The organism is Pirellulimonas nuda (assembly GCF_007750855.1).
Lineage (GTDB): Bacteria > Planctomycetota > Planctomycetia > Pirellulales > Lacipirellulaceae > Pirellulimonas > Pirellulimonas nuda.
The window spans coordinates 3,508,631-3,522,781 of sequence record NZ_CP036291.1 but is presented as its reverse complement, the minus strand read 5'-3'; the positions used below and the strand labels follow the sequence as shown (position 1 = coordinate 3,522,781).

9 protein-coding genes are annotated in these 14,151 nt (G+C 67.2%); 4 read left to right on the top strand and 5 right to left on the bottom strand.

Features of this window, described 5'->3' with window-relative positions; translation table 11 throughout:
• Window positions 1-322 precede the first annotated feature (322 nt).
• Window positions 323-940, top strand: a complete 618-nt coding sequence (locus Pla175_RS13810; RefSeq protein ID WP_145285886.1) for a hypothetical protein — start codon at window positions 323-325, stop codon at window positions 938-940.
• Window positions 941-1,723: 783 nt separating this feature from the next.
• On the opposite strand, the gene Pla175_RS13805 is transcribed toward Pla175_RS13810, so the two are convergent.
• The gene (locus tag Pla175_RS13805; protein ID WP_145285881.1) at window positions 1,724-2,629 is read right to left on the bottom strand and encodes a PEP-CTERM sorting domain-containing protein; all 906 of its coding nucleotides are present in this window, start codon (window positions 2,627-2,629) and stop codon (window positions 1,724-1,726) included.
• Window positions 2,630-3,324: 695 nt separating this feature from the next.
• Here Pla175_RS13805 and Pla175_RS13800 point away from each other — a divergent pair.
• The gene (locus Pla175_RS13800; protein WP_145285878.1) at window positions 3,325-3,819 is read left to right on the top strand and encodes a DUF427 domain-containing protein; all 495 of its coding nucleotides are present in this window, start codon (window positions 3,325-3,327) and stop codon (window positions 3,817-3,819) included.
• A gap of 461 nt (window positions 3,820-4,280) precedes the next feature.
• A complete protein-coding gene (locus Pla175_RS13795; RefSeq protein ID WP_145285874.1) occupies window positions 4,281-4,853 on the top strand; it encodes a hypothetical protein in 573 nt (190 codons plus the stop codon).
• 394 nt (window positions 4,854-5,247) lie between these two features.
• Here Pla175_RS13795 and Pla175_RS13790 read toward each other — a convergent pair whose 3' ends face one another.
• The 3 genes from Pla175_RS13790 to Pla175_RS13780 form a co-directional block, all read right to left on the bottom strand.
• Window positions 5,248-5,520, bottom strand: a complete 273-nt coding sequence (locus Pla175_RS13790) for a hypothetical protein (RefSeq protein ID WP_145285871.1) — start codon at window positions 5,518-5,520, stop codon at window positions 5,248-5,250.
• Window positions 5,521-6,023: 503 nt separating this feature from the next.
• Window positions 6,024-6,734 carry a hypothetical protein gene (locus tag Pla175_RS13785; protein WP_145285868.1) on the bottom strand — a complete coding sequence of 237 codons (711 nt, stop codon included), beginning with the start codon at window positions 6,732-6,734 and terminating at the stop codon, window positions 6,024-6,026.
• A gap of 860 nt (window positions 6,735-7,594) precedes the next feature.
• Entirely contained in the window at window positions 7,595-10,372 is a 2,778-nt protein-coding gene (locus Pla175_RS13780; RefSeq protein ID WP_197526814.1) for a S8 family peptidase, read from the bottom strand.
• A gap of 1,392 nt (window positions 10,373-11,764) precedes the next feature.
• On the opposite strand from Pla175_RS13780, the gene Pla175_RS13775 reads away from it, so the two are divergent.
• Window positions 11,765-12,484: a hypothetical protein gene (locus Pla175_RS13775; protein WP_145285862.1), complete on the top strand. Its 720-nt coding sequence runs from the start codon at window positions 11,765-11,767 to the stop codon at window positions 12,482-12,484.
• A 505-nt stretch (window positions 12,485-12,989) separates the two neighbouring features.
• Here Pla175_RS13775 and Pla175_RS13770 read toward each other — a convergent pair.
• On the bottom strand, window positions 12,990-13,637 hold the full coding sequence (locus Pla175_RS13770; RefSeq protein ID WP_145285859.1) for a hypothetical protein: 648 nt from the start codon (window positions 13,635-13,637) through the stop codon (window positions 12,990-12,992).
• Window positions 13,638-14,151 lie beyond the last annotated feature (514 nt).

Genomic DNA, 14,151 nt, shown 5'->3' with positions numbered 1-14,151 from the left:
GCCCAGCGGCCGGTCAGCGGGTCGGTGTGGGGCCCTGCCGGTCCTGGGCTTCGGCCGAGACGGACCGCGACTTGCTCCGAAGCCCGCGCCCAGGCGGGAGGAGAGCGGGGCCTCGCGGCGGTGGGCATTGCGTGGAGCCGTCTGGGTCGGCGATGGCGTGCGCCAACGCGCACTGGAAAACACCAGATCTCGCGTTGCACTCCCCCGCGTGCCAAGTACAATGCGGGGGCTTACGGATCGGAGACCGAATCGCGATGGAGCGACGATGTCACGATCACGTCAATCTTCATTGTAGAACTCGGATACTCGAAAGGGGTTTTGGATGCGTTTAGCAACGATTTGCGCCGCTGGTTTAGTGGTCTTCGCCACGTGCGTCCCCACGTTCGCCTCGATCGCGACTGTTGATTTTGAGAGCGCGGTTCCGGGCGCCAAGGTGTCTGGTGACGAGCTCGCAACGGTTGGGTCGTTGGTCGCAAAGGTGGGTTCACAAACCGGATCGATCGTGGCCGGCGGCGGCCCGGCCGGCGCCGGTGACCAGTATCTTTACAGCGATGACGGGGGGGCCGACCCCCAGGACCGCGCGGTTGAGATCGTTTTCAATAAGCCGATTTCTTCGATTCTGAGTCTTGACGCCTTGTTTCAGGATTCTGGCGGCACCGACTTCACCATCCGCATTCCGGGTCCGGGCCCCAATATCGTCGTGTTCTCCAGCAACGCGGGTGGATTGAACCCGGCTTGGTTCACGGACGTCATCGGCGGACCGCTGGTCTTGCCGTTCTACACGACGAAGCTGATCTTTACCGACAACGACACCAACCCGGTTGGCATTGACAACCTCAAGGTCGAGTACGTGCCAGAAGCAGGGAGCTTGATCGCTTGGTCGGTCTTGGCCGGTGGCTTCTTTGGCTTCGTGCGGCTTCGTCGCAACGCCCGCGTCTAGGCCCGGCGCCTGGCGGGCCTGGGCTCCGCCGACGCCAGCAGAATAACGCCATCCGTGGGTCGCTCTCTGGAGCGGCCCACGGATTTTTTCGCGCCATGGGTATGCATCGTAGCTGTCTGCACCCGATCACTGCATGGCCGGTCACGCTCGTGAGAGCTCGGAAATGCAGTGTCGGGCGTCTTGCCCCTCACCCCCGATGAACCGGAGTTTCCGGGCGTGCTCCGGGCTTTGCGGGGGCCTGCAGTGGTCGTCTGCGCGGCGCAGGAATTCCAGCTCGTGGCGCCGTTGAGAGATGCAGAAAGCGTGGCGCCCTCAACCACACGAGCACCCGCAAGATCGCTCGCCGGCCGGGTTTCATCCGGGACAAGAAGCCCGGCCGGGCATCTGCTGCTCTAAGACCCCACGTGGGCGCGCGGTCGACCGACCAGTGGGACGCCCCCTGGGAGGGCAAGCTGACCGCGTGAGCGAGGTGCGACGCCCTCGTTAGGGTGAGATCCCAATCCGCTGCCGACTCGTGTGTGGGAGCCGCCGGTGCCGGAGCCGGAGCCGATGGGCGCGGCGGTGGGCCACGCCTAGCCGGCAGCGGCCCGCGCCGAAGACTCTCGTGGTTGAGATGGGCGCCGCTGTGGACGCCGCAAGCGAGGCGGGCGATGCTCTTCCCGCTCGACGCCGGTGCGCCGCGGCGCCTTCCGCTCCCGCCCGGCCGAGGCGGCCCGACCGAAACGTCTCAGCCGCTAGGCGGCGGGAATAGGACGCGATCGGCGAGGCGACGCCCGCGGGGGATCAGTCCTCGCGCTTCTGCCTGCGTCGGAGCGCGGCTACTCCGAGGCATCCCGCCGCGAGCAGGCCAAGCGTCGAGGGTTCGGGGACCGCGGCGCCGGCCGAGGCCGCGGCCGGGGCAGGCCCGCCGAAGCCGGCAACCCACAAGTCGTAGTCCGCCTGGCCCACGGGGCCGCCGGTGTCGACGCCGTTCGGCAGGCTGGTCTCGACCCCCAGATTGTCGCGCCAGACCGTGTAGTCGGCCGCGTCGACGGCGCCGTCCTCGTTGAAGTCGCCCGGGACGCCGAGCGGACCGGTTTCGCCGGTGAGGATCCCCGTGTTAGCGGCGTCTTGGTAGGCCCAATCGTTGATAACGAACGTGCCATTGGCGTTATTGACCGAGACCCGGACCCAGCCGTAGTGCAGAAACTCTGGCTCGTTGCCCCCGATCGGGAAGCTGAGTCCGAGGAAGACGCCGCTGACGTCATTGAACTCGGCGCTTGGGTTGGCGGCGCCGTAGGCCATCGACCCAAAGAACGCGGGGCCGACCGTCGTGGCGTCGACCAGGCTGCCGCTGGCCAGCGCCGATGCATAGGCGAGCGCGCCCTCAAACCCGACGAGCTTGCCCGGGTAGCCGTTGACGCTCGCCCCCTGGTAGTTGCCGCCGAAGAAGACGTAGTTCTTCAGCAAGATGTCCGTTACGGCGTCGCTGTTGATGTCGAGGTCTTGCGCCAGCCCCTGGCCGATGCTGAGGTCCTGCACGCCCGAGTAGACGACCGCCCCGTCCGCCGGCGGCGGCACGACGCCGACCGCGGCGCCGGCGGCGATCGAGTAGACCGCCCGTTTGGAGGCGAGCCGGGGGGCGTTGGGGGTGGTTTGGGGGCGACCCGGCGGAGTCGGTGCGGCGCTCGGTCGGTGATGCTGCGTCATGGAATTCTTGGGTTCGTCGCTCGGAGGCAGGACGCGGGGCGGTTTGGGGGGGGCCGGCCGCCCAGCCAGACGCACTAGGCCAGCTCGACGACGGGTTGGCGTGGGTGTCGACGAACGCTGCTTGTTCGAGCGTCCGGCGCCACCAACGGAAGTTGTCTTGGAAACGAGCCACGCCGCTCGCCGCCGGCCCCCCCTCCCAGATCGGGCCGGCGGCACGGCGATAGTCGCGAGACCGCGGCATCGCCTGAGCTAAAGGATCGGGACGCACGGCGGCGCGTTGTTCGCCGACCGGCCGCCTCTCCACAGCCCAAGCCGTGCCTTGAGGATAATTGCGGCTACCTGAAGGTTCAAGCAGTTTGCAAGAAGAGAGCCGCCGGAGCGGGAAACTTGGCCGTTCTTGCCGGCTCGAGCAGTTCTGTCGACGGCAGCGGGCCGACCTCGGGCTGTGCTGACCGCGGTCTCGCGGGGGTCACCAGGGAGGTGGGGACCTCGTCCTCGCCGCCACCGCCGGGCCAGCCGCAAGCCGCTGCGGCTGGAATGAGTTGTCTAGCGAGGGTTACTATCTAGACTGACGAATTAGTGACGCCATCCGGGCAGTATGATGAATTGCCGGACGCCGGAGGTAGCGTTGGCGGACCGGCTGGCCCACACCAGCGCACCGTTCTACCGACGCGTCTCGCTCGGGTTCCGACGCCATGAAGACCGAACGCATCGAGCCAGGCCCCGGCCAAGAGTCGGTTTGGGACTATCCGCGGCCCCCCCGGTTAGAGCGGGTGAGGCAGGCGGTTCGCGTCGAGTTTGCCGGCGAGGTGATCCTGGAGACGATGGACGCCGTGCGCGTGCTGGAGACCAGCCACCCCCCCAGCTACTACTTGCCGATGGAGGAGCTGGTCCGAGGGCTGCTCGTTCCGAACGCCGACCAAAGCTTCTGCGAGTGGAAGGGTAGGGCGGTTTACTTTGACGTGTGCGTGCGCGACCAAGTAGCGCCCAGGGCCGCGTGGGGCTACCCGGCGCCTGCGACGCGGTTCGGGGCAATCGCAGGGCGGGTCGCCTTCTACGCCGGGATGATGGACGCCTGCTACGTCGACGGAGAACGCGTCATGCCCCAGGCCGGTGGCTTCTACGGCGGCTGGATCACCAGCACGGTCGTCGGCCCGTTCAAGGGGGGTCCCGGCACTGCGAGTTGGTAAGCCAAAGCCTCGGGGGTGGGCCAGATCGGGAGGGACGGGCGTGTCGCGCGGTCTTGCGAGCTCGCCGCAAAGCGCGACGCGCACCTCCTTGCGAAGACTCGCCGCCGGTACCGCCGGGCACGGGCGAGGCCTACGTCCATCGAATCGGACCGAGGCGGCCGGGAAAGCCGCGTCGGGGGCCACCCGCAATCCCCCGTTGAGAAGAACCCGTGACCGAGAACAAACGGGAAACATCGGCGTTTGGCGGGGCCAGGTTCCTGGGCTCGACAAACTTCAAGAAAAATGCCCCCAACCGCTTGCTTCGGATAACCGTCGTTGCTTGTAGTTTGCGGTAGGCCGCCGAAAATGTCTATCACGTTGTCGTGATCGATCTTGGGCTGCCGCGCGTTCCTGGATGGGAGGATTCGAAAATGTCACACTCACTCGCAGAAAGACTCAGGCGCCGTAGCGGGCTGCTATTGATGACACTTGCGCTGGTCGCTTTGACCGGCATGCAGTCGGAGGCGTCGATCCTGGTGGGCACCCTGCCCCTCGTGGGCACCGATGACGATAACTCTCAAGACAAGTTGTCGGACATCGAAGCCGTAATCGACGCTTACAACGCTGCCAAAGACCCTGATCTGATCAAGCCCGATACGCTGTTCAAGAAAACGGACGTAGACTCAGCGTTTGTGTTCAATATGGCCAACGGTTTTATGTTCTTCTCGGACATGGCCGGAACTATGGCGGTCACCACGGAGGCGGCCCTGACAAGTCTCGAGACGGCGTACTTCAAGTACACCGGTCCTGAGTCGGTCACCTACTACAGCGTCAAGGCAGGAAAGGGGTTCTCCCTATACGTCCTGGAGGACGGATTAAATCTTCTCACCCGCGACGACACGACGAAAACGGACATTTCTCACGTCTCTTTCTGGACGGGCGACTCTGCTCCTGTTCCCGAAGCGTCGACGCTCGCGTTTTGGTCGCTGATGTTCGTCGGGGTCGCGGGTGCCGTGTACCGCAAAGGCCGCTCGACTTGTTCGGCGACTGCTTAGGTTCGTTTTCGAGTCCGACGTCGCCCCGCGGAACGCGATCGAGTGGGACGCGTGATGACGCGGCGTAGCCAGTAGAGTGGCTCGGGCGGGCTAAGCACGAATTACCTTGCCTGGATCGCCCCGCGCCGATCATACGCCGCGGCTGATCGCGTGGCTGCGTATCTCAAGCGGACTGTGAGACCCTAGCGCAGAGATGGCTAGACCCGCTGAGGTGACCTCTGCCCACGCGTCGCTTGGGGGGTGATCGCGGCTTGGCCTCGTGCTTGTAACACATCGAGCTAGTTGGGTAGCGACCGCCGACGGCGCCGTGAGGCCTCTTCGTCCATCAAGGCCGGCACTGAATTAACGCTACCGGCCTGCCCTCCGGACCGCCGCAGGTCAGCCGTCGGGCGGACTAGGCCCAGTCGCCAAGCAGCTGGAAGACTCCGTCGTAGGCGGTGAGCAGCGCGGTGTCTTGTCCCCCGCTGAGGCCGTAGGCGACGACCTTGCCGGACCGCTGGGTTTCAATCGTGCCCCCCGGGCAGGTCAGCGACGCGACGCTGCCGCCGACCTCGAGCGCGTCGGCGCCGGCCCAGTCGTTCAGCACTGCGAGGTCGCTCCCCAGGTCGCTAAACGCCCGCACCCGTGCGAAGTCCGTTGCGACGTTCAGGCACCCCGCGCCCGACATGTGGGCCGACGACCGGCGTGCGTTAAAGATGTCGACCCCGGCGGAGTCGCAGAAGTCGATCGAATCGACCCCGCCGCCCGAATTGTTCGAGAATTTGGCGAACCCCTCGGCCCGGCGGACAAAAGCCGCGCCCGTCTTCTTGATGTAGTTGGGGGTCGCGACGACCCCCTCGTTGTCCCCGCGTGCCGTTGCCGGCGCCTACAGCCGGTTGGTCCGGTCGGCCGGAGGTTGTGTTCAACGCTCCGTGAAGCTGCGGCAGTTTGCCCTCTGGTTGGCGCGCGGAGTGCGCCAGCCGCCTGAATCGCTTGTCGGGTACAGCCCCGGCCGACCGGTGCCCGGAGGACGCCCGAAAGGTCCAGCCTGGTGCAGCAGTGAATTGCCCCGACCACGCCTGCCCGGACGCGGCCACGGAGCCAAAGCTAAGTCCACGGCGGGAGCAACGAAAAAGGCGAGGCCCACCGACGTGGGCCTCGCCTTCTCGTTTTAGAGCTTCTGATCGCGACTTAGCGCTTCTTGCGTAGGATCAGCCCAACGGCGCCTAGCAGCCCGCCCCAGGCAATAATGCTCGTGGCTTCGGGCACGGGCGCCACAGAACCCTCTAGAGCGGTGAAGATAAAATCTGGATCGGACGTGCTGGATCCGGTGTCCTTGTTCTCGAACCGCACGCTCTTAAGCAGGTCGCCGGCGGTGAATCCGAACGAGGTCAGGTCGAACGCAATCTGATTCACGTTCTCGGCCGCGGGGGTGAACTGAAGGAATTTCGCTACACCCGAACTGGCGTCGATGAAGGCGCCGCCGTTGAAGCTGATGCGCCAGCTTGTGCCCTCGGTATCAACGCCTGCACTCGAGCTGGTGATCTCGTAGACCACGAAGGTGTCCCTGTCCGAACCGCCGATCGTGAGCCCGGCGCCGGCGTAGTCCAGCTGGAACCAGTCTGGCCCAGCCGCTCCCCTGCTGTTGAGTGAGAGCTGATCGCCGGGATCGCCACCGAACTGGCCGGAGGCCAGTTCGCCCGTCGTGACGCCATCGACGCCGACGTGGTTGTCCCACAGCTTCCCGTCGAAGGTTACACCACCATCTGACCGGTAGGTAACGGCCGCCCCATCGAACTGAGTGAGATCAAACTCGTAGGCGTCAATCGTGACACTGGCCCACGCCGGAGCGGTGGACAACAGCGTGGCGATTAGTACACCGGCGCCAAAGCGAATACTCATGCTCTACCTCTTGGGACGACTGAAAAGTGAGAAAAGTTACAGATTGGATGGAGATTATCAGCAAGACAGCGGGCGGGGTCAAGCGTCGCCGCAGAGATTTCCGCTAGAAGACACGCTCGGCATCTGACGGTAGTCCGCAAGAGGAGCGACCGATGGAGGATCGAAACTTCCCTCAAAAACGCGGATCGCCGCCGTTCTGGCCTGCGTTAGGGCTAGTCGCCTGTACGCGACCGACGCGGCGTCAACCCATCAGTTGGCGCCGAAGGCCGCAGGCAGTCTGCCCGCTCAGCTAGGATGTGGAGAATGTCGGCCACTGATGGGAGTCCGTCTCCCTGTTCGCGGGGCCTGGCGAACATCCCCAAGAGCCCGGGCGCCGTTCACTGCTTGGTCCGGTGCTCGTCAGCGGCGTTGCCGCCCGTGGTAAGGAAGTCCTCTTGGAACCGCGGGCGATCTTCGCCCGGATCGATGCTCTGCATTCGGGCCTCTCTTGCCTGCCGGAGCGGCTCTCCGGCAGCTGATCCCTGGGATGCGAGAGTCCCAGCGGCCCGCGAGGCGGCGGATGGAGGCACGGGGTGTCGGAGAAGCCGAGGAGTCGTCACTCCGCAGAGCCAGTGGATCGGAAGCTCCACGATGCAGCCCGTGATGCGGTAAGTGGAGAAAGATCCTTGGACGCTGCAGGGAGTTCCGGGAGGCTGCGTTGGTCCAGGAGGAAACTCTCTAACAGTTTGGCGCCAGGGCAGTCCCGATACGAGTCCCTCTTGATCGGCACGATTCGTTGCTGGTGCTTCTGCTTTCGGGGACGCGCTCGCGACGAGCGGCGCCGGCGCCTCCAACGCTCGGCAGGGCGCCCCGGCGGAATGCTAGCCCCACAGGCCGATCTGGGCGAACACGTAGTCGACCGCCTCCAGGTCCAGGGTGTTCGTCCCCCCTTCAAGGCCGTACAGCAGCATCAGGTCGAAGCCCCTCGCCTCGATGTGTCCGCCGGAGGCGTGGTCGATGGCGCCCCCCCAGCTGCGGACCGTCCCCAGGTCGTTGCCGGCGGAGTCGTGCAGATAGGCCTGGTCATACCCCGTCGACGCGTAGCCGGTCACGCGCGCGAAGCCGGTGGCGCGGTTGTTGTACAGCGTGCCCGACATGATCGCGCGGTCGCTGTAGGCGCGGTAGAAGTCGCTGCCGGCCGAGTCGTACATCAGCGCCGTGTCGCTGGTGCTGTCCGCGAACCCGTGCGTGGCCACAAACGAGTAGGCGCGGTTGGCGTAGCCCGGCCCGGACATGATGACCCGGTCCGCGTAGGTGCGGTAGGTGTCCGCGCCGGCGGACCCGTACATGTACGCCACGTCGATCAGGCTGTTGGCGAACCCGTAGGTGTTGGCGAAACCTTCGGCGCGGTTGTTGTACCCGGCGCCCGACATGACGACCCGGTCCCCGTAGGTGCGGTAGGTGTCCGCGCCGGCGGAGCCGTACATGTACGCGGCGTCGTCCCCCCCCATGCCGACCACGACGATGTTCTCGAAGCTGCTCCCCACCAGCACGTACCCGGGGCCGGTCAGGCTGATGCTGTTGACCCCCAGCAGGACCGTCTCCTTCTGCGCCGTGCCGTGCAAGACGAAAGAGTCTGTGCCCCCGGCGCCGCTGACCGCCAGGTTCTTGTAGACCGACGTGTCGAACGCAAAGACGAGCCCGTTGACCGAGAGCCCGTGGTAGAAACCGCCCGTGCCGGTGCTGAACGCGATCGCGTCGTTCCCCTCGGTCCCCACGACGTGGACCGTGTCGCCCGAGATGGCCACGGCGTTGGTGAGCCGCAGGGCCACGCCGCTCGCCGTGCCGGTCACACGCACATAGTACTGGGTCCCGGCGGTGGTCAGCACGTCGGCGCGGTCGGTTGCGCCCCCTTGCCGGACGAGCTTCATGCTCGCGTTGTAGAGGTCGAGCGAGATGTTCTGGCCGCCGGCCACCGCGTCGACCGTCAGGTAGCCGTTCCGGCTGGCGGTGATCCGGTACCACTGCTCGCCGTTGATCGTCAGGTTCGCTTTGGTCTGCTGGACGCCGACCGCGCCCCAGTCGATGAAGTTAACGGCGTTCTCGAACTCCACGTCGAGGCCGTAGTAGCCCAGCCCGCCGGACGAGCTCAGAGCGACCGTGTAGGTCTGGCCCGCGACGACGGTCATCGCGCAGCCGGCGCCGGCGTTGACGGAGGTCCAGCCGGTGGCGCCGAAGCCCGCCCAGCTCGCCGCGAAATCGTGGGTGCCGCCCGTGGCGTTGAAGGTCACGCGGCCGGTCTCGGCGGCGGTGAAGGTGAAGTAGTCCGCGTCGTCCAGCTTGCCGATCAACCCATCCATTGCGAGGTGGCTCTGGCTCTGCAGCGAGCCCCCCAGCGTTCCCAGGTTGTACGCGGTCGCGACGCTCGATCCGTAGTCGTCGGCCGGCATCAGGGCGTCGATCGCCCGGGCGAGGTTCAGCCGCTTGTAGCTCTGCTGGGTGGCGGAGTCGAACAACGTGTCGGCGGTCGCCATCAGGTGATCGTAGATCATGTCCTGCGTGACGCCGGTCGTGCCGACAAACTCCATCGCCTCGCGCACCAGCACGCTGGCGCCGGCCACGTAGGGCGCCGCCATGTTCGTGCCGGAGGCGGTCTTGTAGTCGTCCACGACGCCGTTGCTGTCGCCGGCGTAGTCGGGCGCCGTGCTGGAGATGAAGCGGCCCGGCGCCGCGAGCGCGCGTGTGTGGCGCTGGGAGAAGTAGCTCAGCGCGCCCGAGTCGTCGACGCTCATCACCGGCACGACGTACGGGCTCACCGCCGGGTAGCTGAGCCCGGGGGCGTTGTAGCTGGTGAAGTCGTTGCCCGCGGCGACGGCGATGAAGATGCCGTCCGCCTCGAGCTGGGCGAACTCGTCTTCCAGGGCGGCCCAGTTGGGGACCGTGTCGGCGTTCCAGCTGTTCCCCAGCGAGAGGTTGACCGCGGTGATCGGGTTCTCGAACGCGTTGCGGTTCTCGTGCACCCACTGCAGCGCGCTCTCGACCCAGTTGGTGTAGCCGGCGCCGGTGTCGCTGAAGACCCGCAGGGCCACCAGGTCGACGCCCGGGGCCACCCCGGAGCTTGCGCCGCCGTCGGCGCCGATGACCCCCGAGACGTGGGTGCCGTGGAAGCCGGCGGGGCCGTCGTCGTAGGGGTTGGCGTCGTTCTCCGCGAAGTCCCAGCCGCCGACGACGCGGTAGCCCGAACCGAAGCCCCCCCCCAGGGCGAAGTGGTCCCACGCGACGCCGGTGTCGATCACCGCGACGGTCTGCCCGCCCCCGTCGAAGCCGTAGTTGGCCCGGACCTGATCGAGCCCCGTCAGCAGGTGGGCGCTGGCGAGCGATTGCTGGGCGAGCGCGGCCTGGGAGGGGAGGGCGGCGCCGCCGGGGTCGGCCGCCGCGATCGCGAGCCCCGGCAACGGCGGGGGGTCGAGTTCGGCAGGCAGCACAATCGGGGGCGCATCGAGCGTGGCCGGCTGCGCGAGGGCTGGGAGGTCGAGCCCGCCGGGGTGGTTCACGGCGCCGGCCAGCAGGTCGACCAACGGGTCGGCCGACATCACCTGTCGTGCTTCGAGCGATTCGACCCGGCAAGAGCGCGGCTTGCGGCTGCGATTACGGTCCATGGAGTGGAGGCGCCGCGGACCCGGGGGACACGCGACGCATGCTGAAGTAAGAAGCGGGGCTGACCGTGGCGGGCACGGCGCGGCCCGCCAAAGCAAACCTACGTCGCGTCGAGCGGGGGTGCGGCGTCCACGGACACCCGAACGCGCCGCCATTGGCGGGTTTGAGGAGGGGTCGTGGCGCATGTTGAAGGCTTGCAACAAGGCGCCGCCCCCGGATGATGCCCGGAAGCAACCGTGGGTGGCGCCGCGGACTGCTCGGCCGTCCGCGGCGCCCGTGCTGGAAAGAGGCGTTCACCGGTCGCGGGCCGCTCGCCTTCGGCCCGGAGGCCGCCAGGCGCGACCGTCAGCCATGGCCGCGGCCCGCTGGCCCAAACCTCTTCCCAAGGCCTGAGGACCCCTCGCCCACCCCGGTGCGTCCCGGGCCGCGCGGGTGGCCCAGAGTGCGGCGTGGTAATCCTTCCCGCGTGGGCCGGAAGGCGGTTGGACCCGCTTGTGGGGGGGCGGCCGAGCTGGCGCGTCCCCAACAAGTTCGTTGCGACCGTCAGGACCGGGTTTCGGCGGACGCCTTCCGGCGGCACGCGCGGGTCGCGGCTCAACCGTGCCGACGCCGCCCCCCGATGAACACCGGTAGGAGCCAGCCCCATGCAATGCCCACACTGCACCTCGACCGACGTCCATCCGAGCCGCCGGCATGACTCGCTGGTTTTCCGGTTGCTGCTAGTGGCTCGGATGCGATGCCACGCCTGCCAGCGGAAGTTCTTCGCGTTGGCTTGGCGCCGAGCGGCTTAGCGTGCCTGGTTTGGGGCTCGGCCCCTTGGCAGCGGACCCTAGAGTTCGCCGAGCGCCCCTGGGATCGGCCGCGTTGCATCGAGTGGGCCCGCCGCGTCGCCCGCCACTGCCAGGCCGCCGACCGCAGCGTCCCGCTTGGCCGGCCGTAGACGCGGCCCGCCGCCGGCTCCCGCAGTCCGGCGGCGCTGCTGCTGGTCGCGGCGGCCACGCAGGCGTCCAGCAGGCGACGCTCTGCGAGCAGATCGGGGTCGGTCATCTCAAGGGGCATTCGTACGGTTGCGATGGAGCCGCGTTGCGACCCACGTACCAGGGAAGATCACATCGTAGTGAAGGGCAAGCCGCGGGGCCGCTCGGGAGCCGATGGGGCGATCGAGGGGGCGTGCTCGTTGAGCGTCGAGGGCGGACGGGGTAGTTCGACCTCCGCTCCTCATTCGTTTTCATGACGACACCGAGAAAATCCCTTGACTGCGGCGCCCCGCCTGTGGTAGCGTAATCCCCGCAACGATGCCGTAGTTCGCCGCGTTGGAGACGCTCAGCTCAAAGGCCTCCAACTTGGGGATTCCGCCGATGGTCCGCTGTTTCGCCGCTGGTCTAGTTCTGTGTTTGGCGAGTTCTCTCCCGTGCCACGCGTCGATCACGATCGATTTCGATCTGAACGACGGCCAGTTCGTCACACTCCCCGCGACAGGTTCGCAGGCGACGGACTATCTAGGCGTGTACCAGTCCCCGACCTTTGTCCTAAACAAGTCAATCCTGCCGGGCGAGTCGCTGAAGATTTGGCTCAATTTCCAGGACGGGGGAAACGCCCAGCGGCTCCATCTCGACGAGGGGGGGGCCTCGACCCTTCCAAACGAAGGCATTCTGTTGGAACTCGCAGGCATCGGGCAATCGCAGATCAACTTCGATGTCCAGATCGGCGGAGCTACCGGGAGCTACCGCACCAACATCAGTGACAACGAACAAGTAGTGAACGCCCAGCGGCTTGCCGCCTTGGGGGGCCCTGAGCCGTTCGACGACGGGGCGCGGCTCGGCGAATTCAGCGCCGATTACCCCAACGATCCTGCTCGGTTCTCCGGCATCGCTCTGGACCTGACGCAGGAGGCGATCTCGTTCACCAGCCTGCATATCGATCTGTTCAACGCCGGGACCGAAGAGATTACCCTCTCGGAGCTTGTGTTCCTGGGCGTCGCCAACGAGGTTTCGATCTCCACGGCCCACGCCATCCCGGAACCGTACAGCGTCCTTACCTGGCTCGGTCTCGCCGCGACGGGCGCCCTCGTGCGAGGGCGGCGGGGCAGAGCTCGGGTCGACCAGGAGCGGTAATCGCGCGGGCGTTGCGGGCCCACGGCGACCGGGCAGGTCAGCGAGCCGTCGCCGACTGAGCGGCCGCGGCGAGGCTCGCCCAAGCCCGGCCCGCCCGCGGGTCGGCCCCGACGCTGCCGGCTGCGGAGACCGGGCCCGAGGTCGCCAGGGACGCCCTGGTCCACTGCTGCCGTCCTGGCCGAGCCGGGGCAAGCCCGCTCGCCCGGGGAGGTCTCGAGTTGGGCCGGTCGATCGTCGCGACGCCAAGGGACCCCGGCGCGGTGTACACGCATTGTCCGCCGGGGCAGGGCCTGGTTCCATGCTAGCCGGCGTTCGCTGCCGCCCAGCCCTCTCCAGCCTCCGGCCGGAGGAGGTCAGCGGTGCGGCAGGCGTGAGGCGTTGGGTTCCGTCGCACGCCGCGTCGGCATCCGGCCGCGCGGCGACGACTGAGTTGGTCCGCGGCTGCGAGTGTCAGAAGCCCCGTCGCGATGTTCGGCGGGAGGGGCGACCACTGCCGCTCTGGCTCTCATTGCAGCAGCACCTCGATCGCTCGGAGGCTCGCCTGGGCGATATCATCTAGGTAGGAACGCCACAACGCGTCCTCGGTGACGGCCGCGGATAAGAAGCGGACGTCTTCGGGCGATTGCCCCGGAAGCAGGTTGAAGCAGTCGCCCTGCTCGCCCTGGGGATAGAACCAGCGGTCTGCGGCGGGGCCGGGGCCCGGGGTGCGACGCCACGCAAGCGACCAAAGCACGGCGAACCACGCCTCCGGCTTCGCTTGCGGGACGCGCGTGTATCCCAGCCACAGCAGCAGGTCGCCGGGAGCATTGCTGAGAGCCTGAGCGGCTTTGAGAGAGGCCTCCATCGTGGTGACCAGAGCCACCTTCCCGGCGGCGCCCTGCTCCTGCGCGAACAGGTCCACCAGCAGCAGCCCCGGCTTGTCGAGACCGGGAGGCCAGGCGGCCGGCGGGGAGACACTCGGACTCCACCCCGCGCCAAACCGCTTGAGAAAGTGCAGCGGCGCCCGGCTCAAGCGGGCGTCGGCTTGCTGCGGAGCGGCGGCGAGGGGGGACCCGAGCGGCCGCCAGGTTAATTGCATGGCGATCGGCTGCTCGCCGTCGCACCGTTCGAACAACGCCGCTGCCCACTGGAGCTGGGTCTTCCAAAGGTCCATGGCGCCTCGCCTGACTGAGCGGCGTGTCCCTCGACTTGCATTAACGGGTGCGGTGCGGGTGCGGTGAACGAGTTGGGAAACCCGCTGCCTAGGTGGCTTACCTACCGTCATCGCAGGACAGAGCTAAGCGAAACGCCGGTCCGCGTCGAATGGGGGCGCCTCGCTACAAACATACGTTACGCGATCGAGTCGACTCGCTTCCGACCGAGTGCGCGCCTGGACGTTAGTCTCCTGGGCGTCGGCCTGCGCCGATTAGCGGCAAGAAGCGGCCGCACGGCCGTTGTACCCGGTTCAATTCGCCCTCGGTCGACTCGACGGCCGTCGCAACTCCCCCATTTAGGGCGTGAGATGCGGCGCTTCGGACGGTGTGCTGAAGCACGACACGCTCCGTCGCCCACGGTCGTGACCCCTGGGAGGTCGCCTCTGCGGCGGAAGGCGGGTTGCTTGCGCCCGAGGCGCGGGCAACCGGAACGGTCTGGGCGCGGGGAGAAGACCCAGCACACGCTTCGTCGGG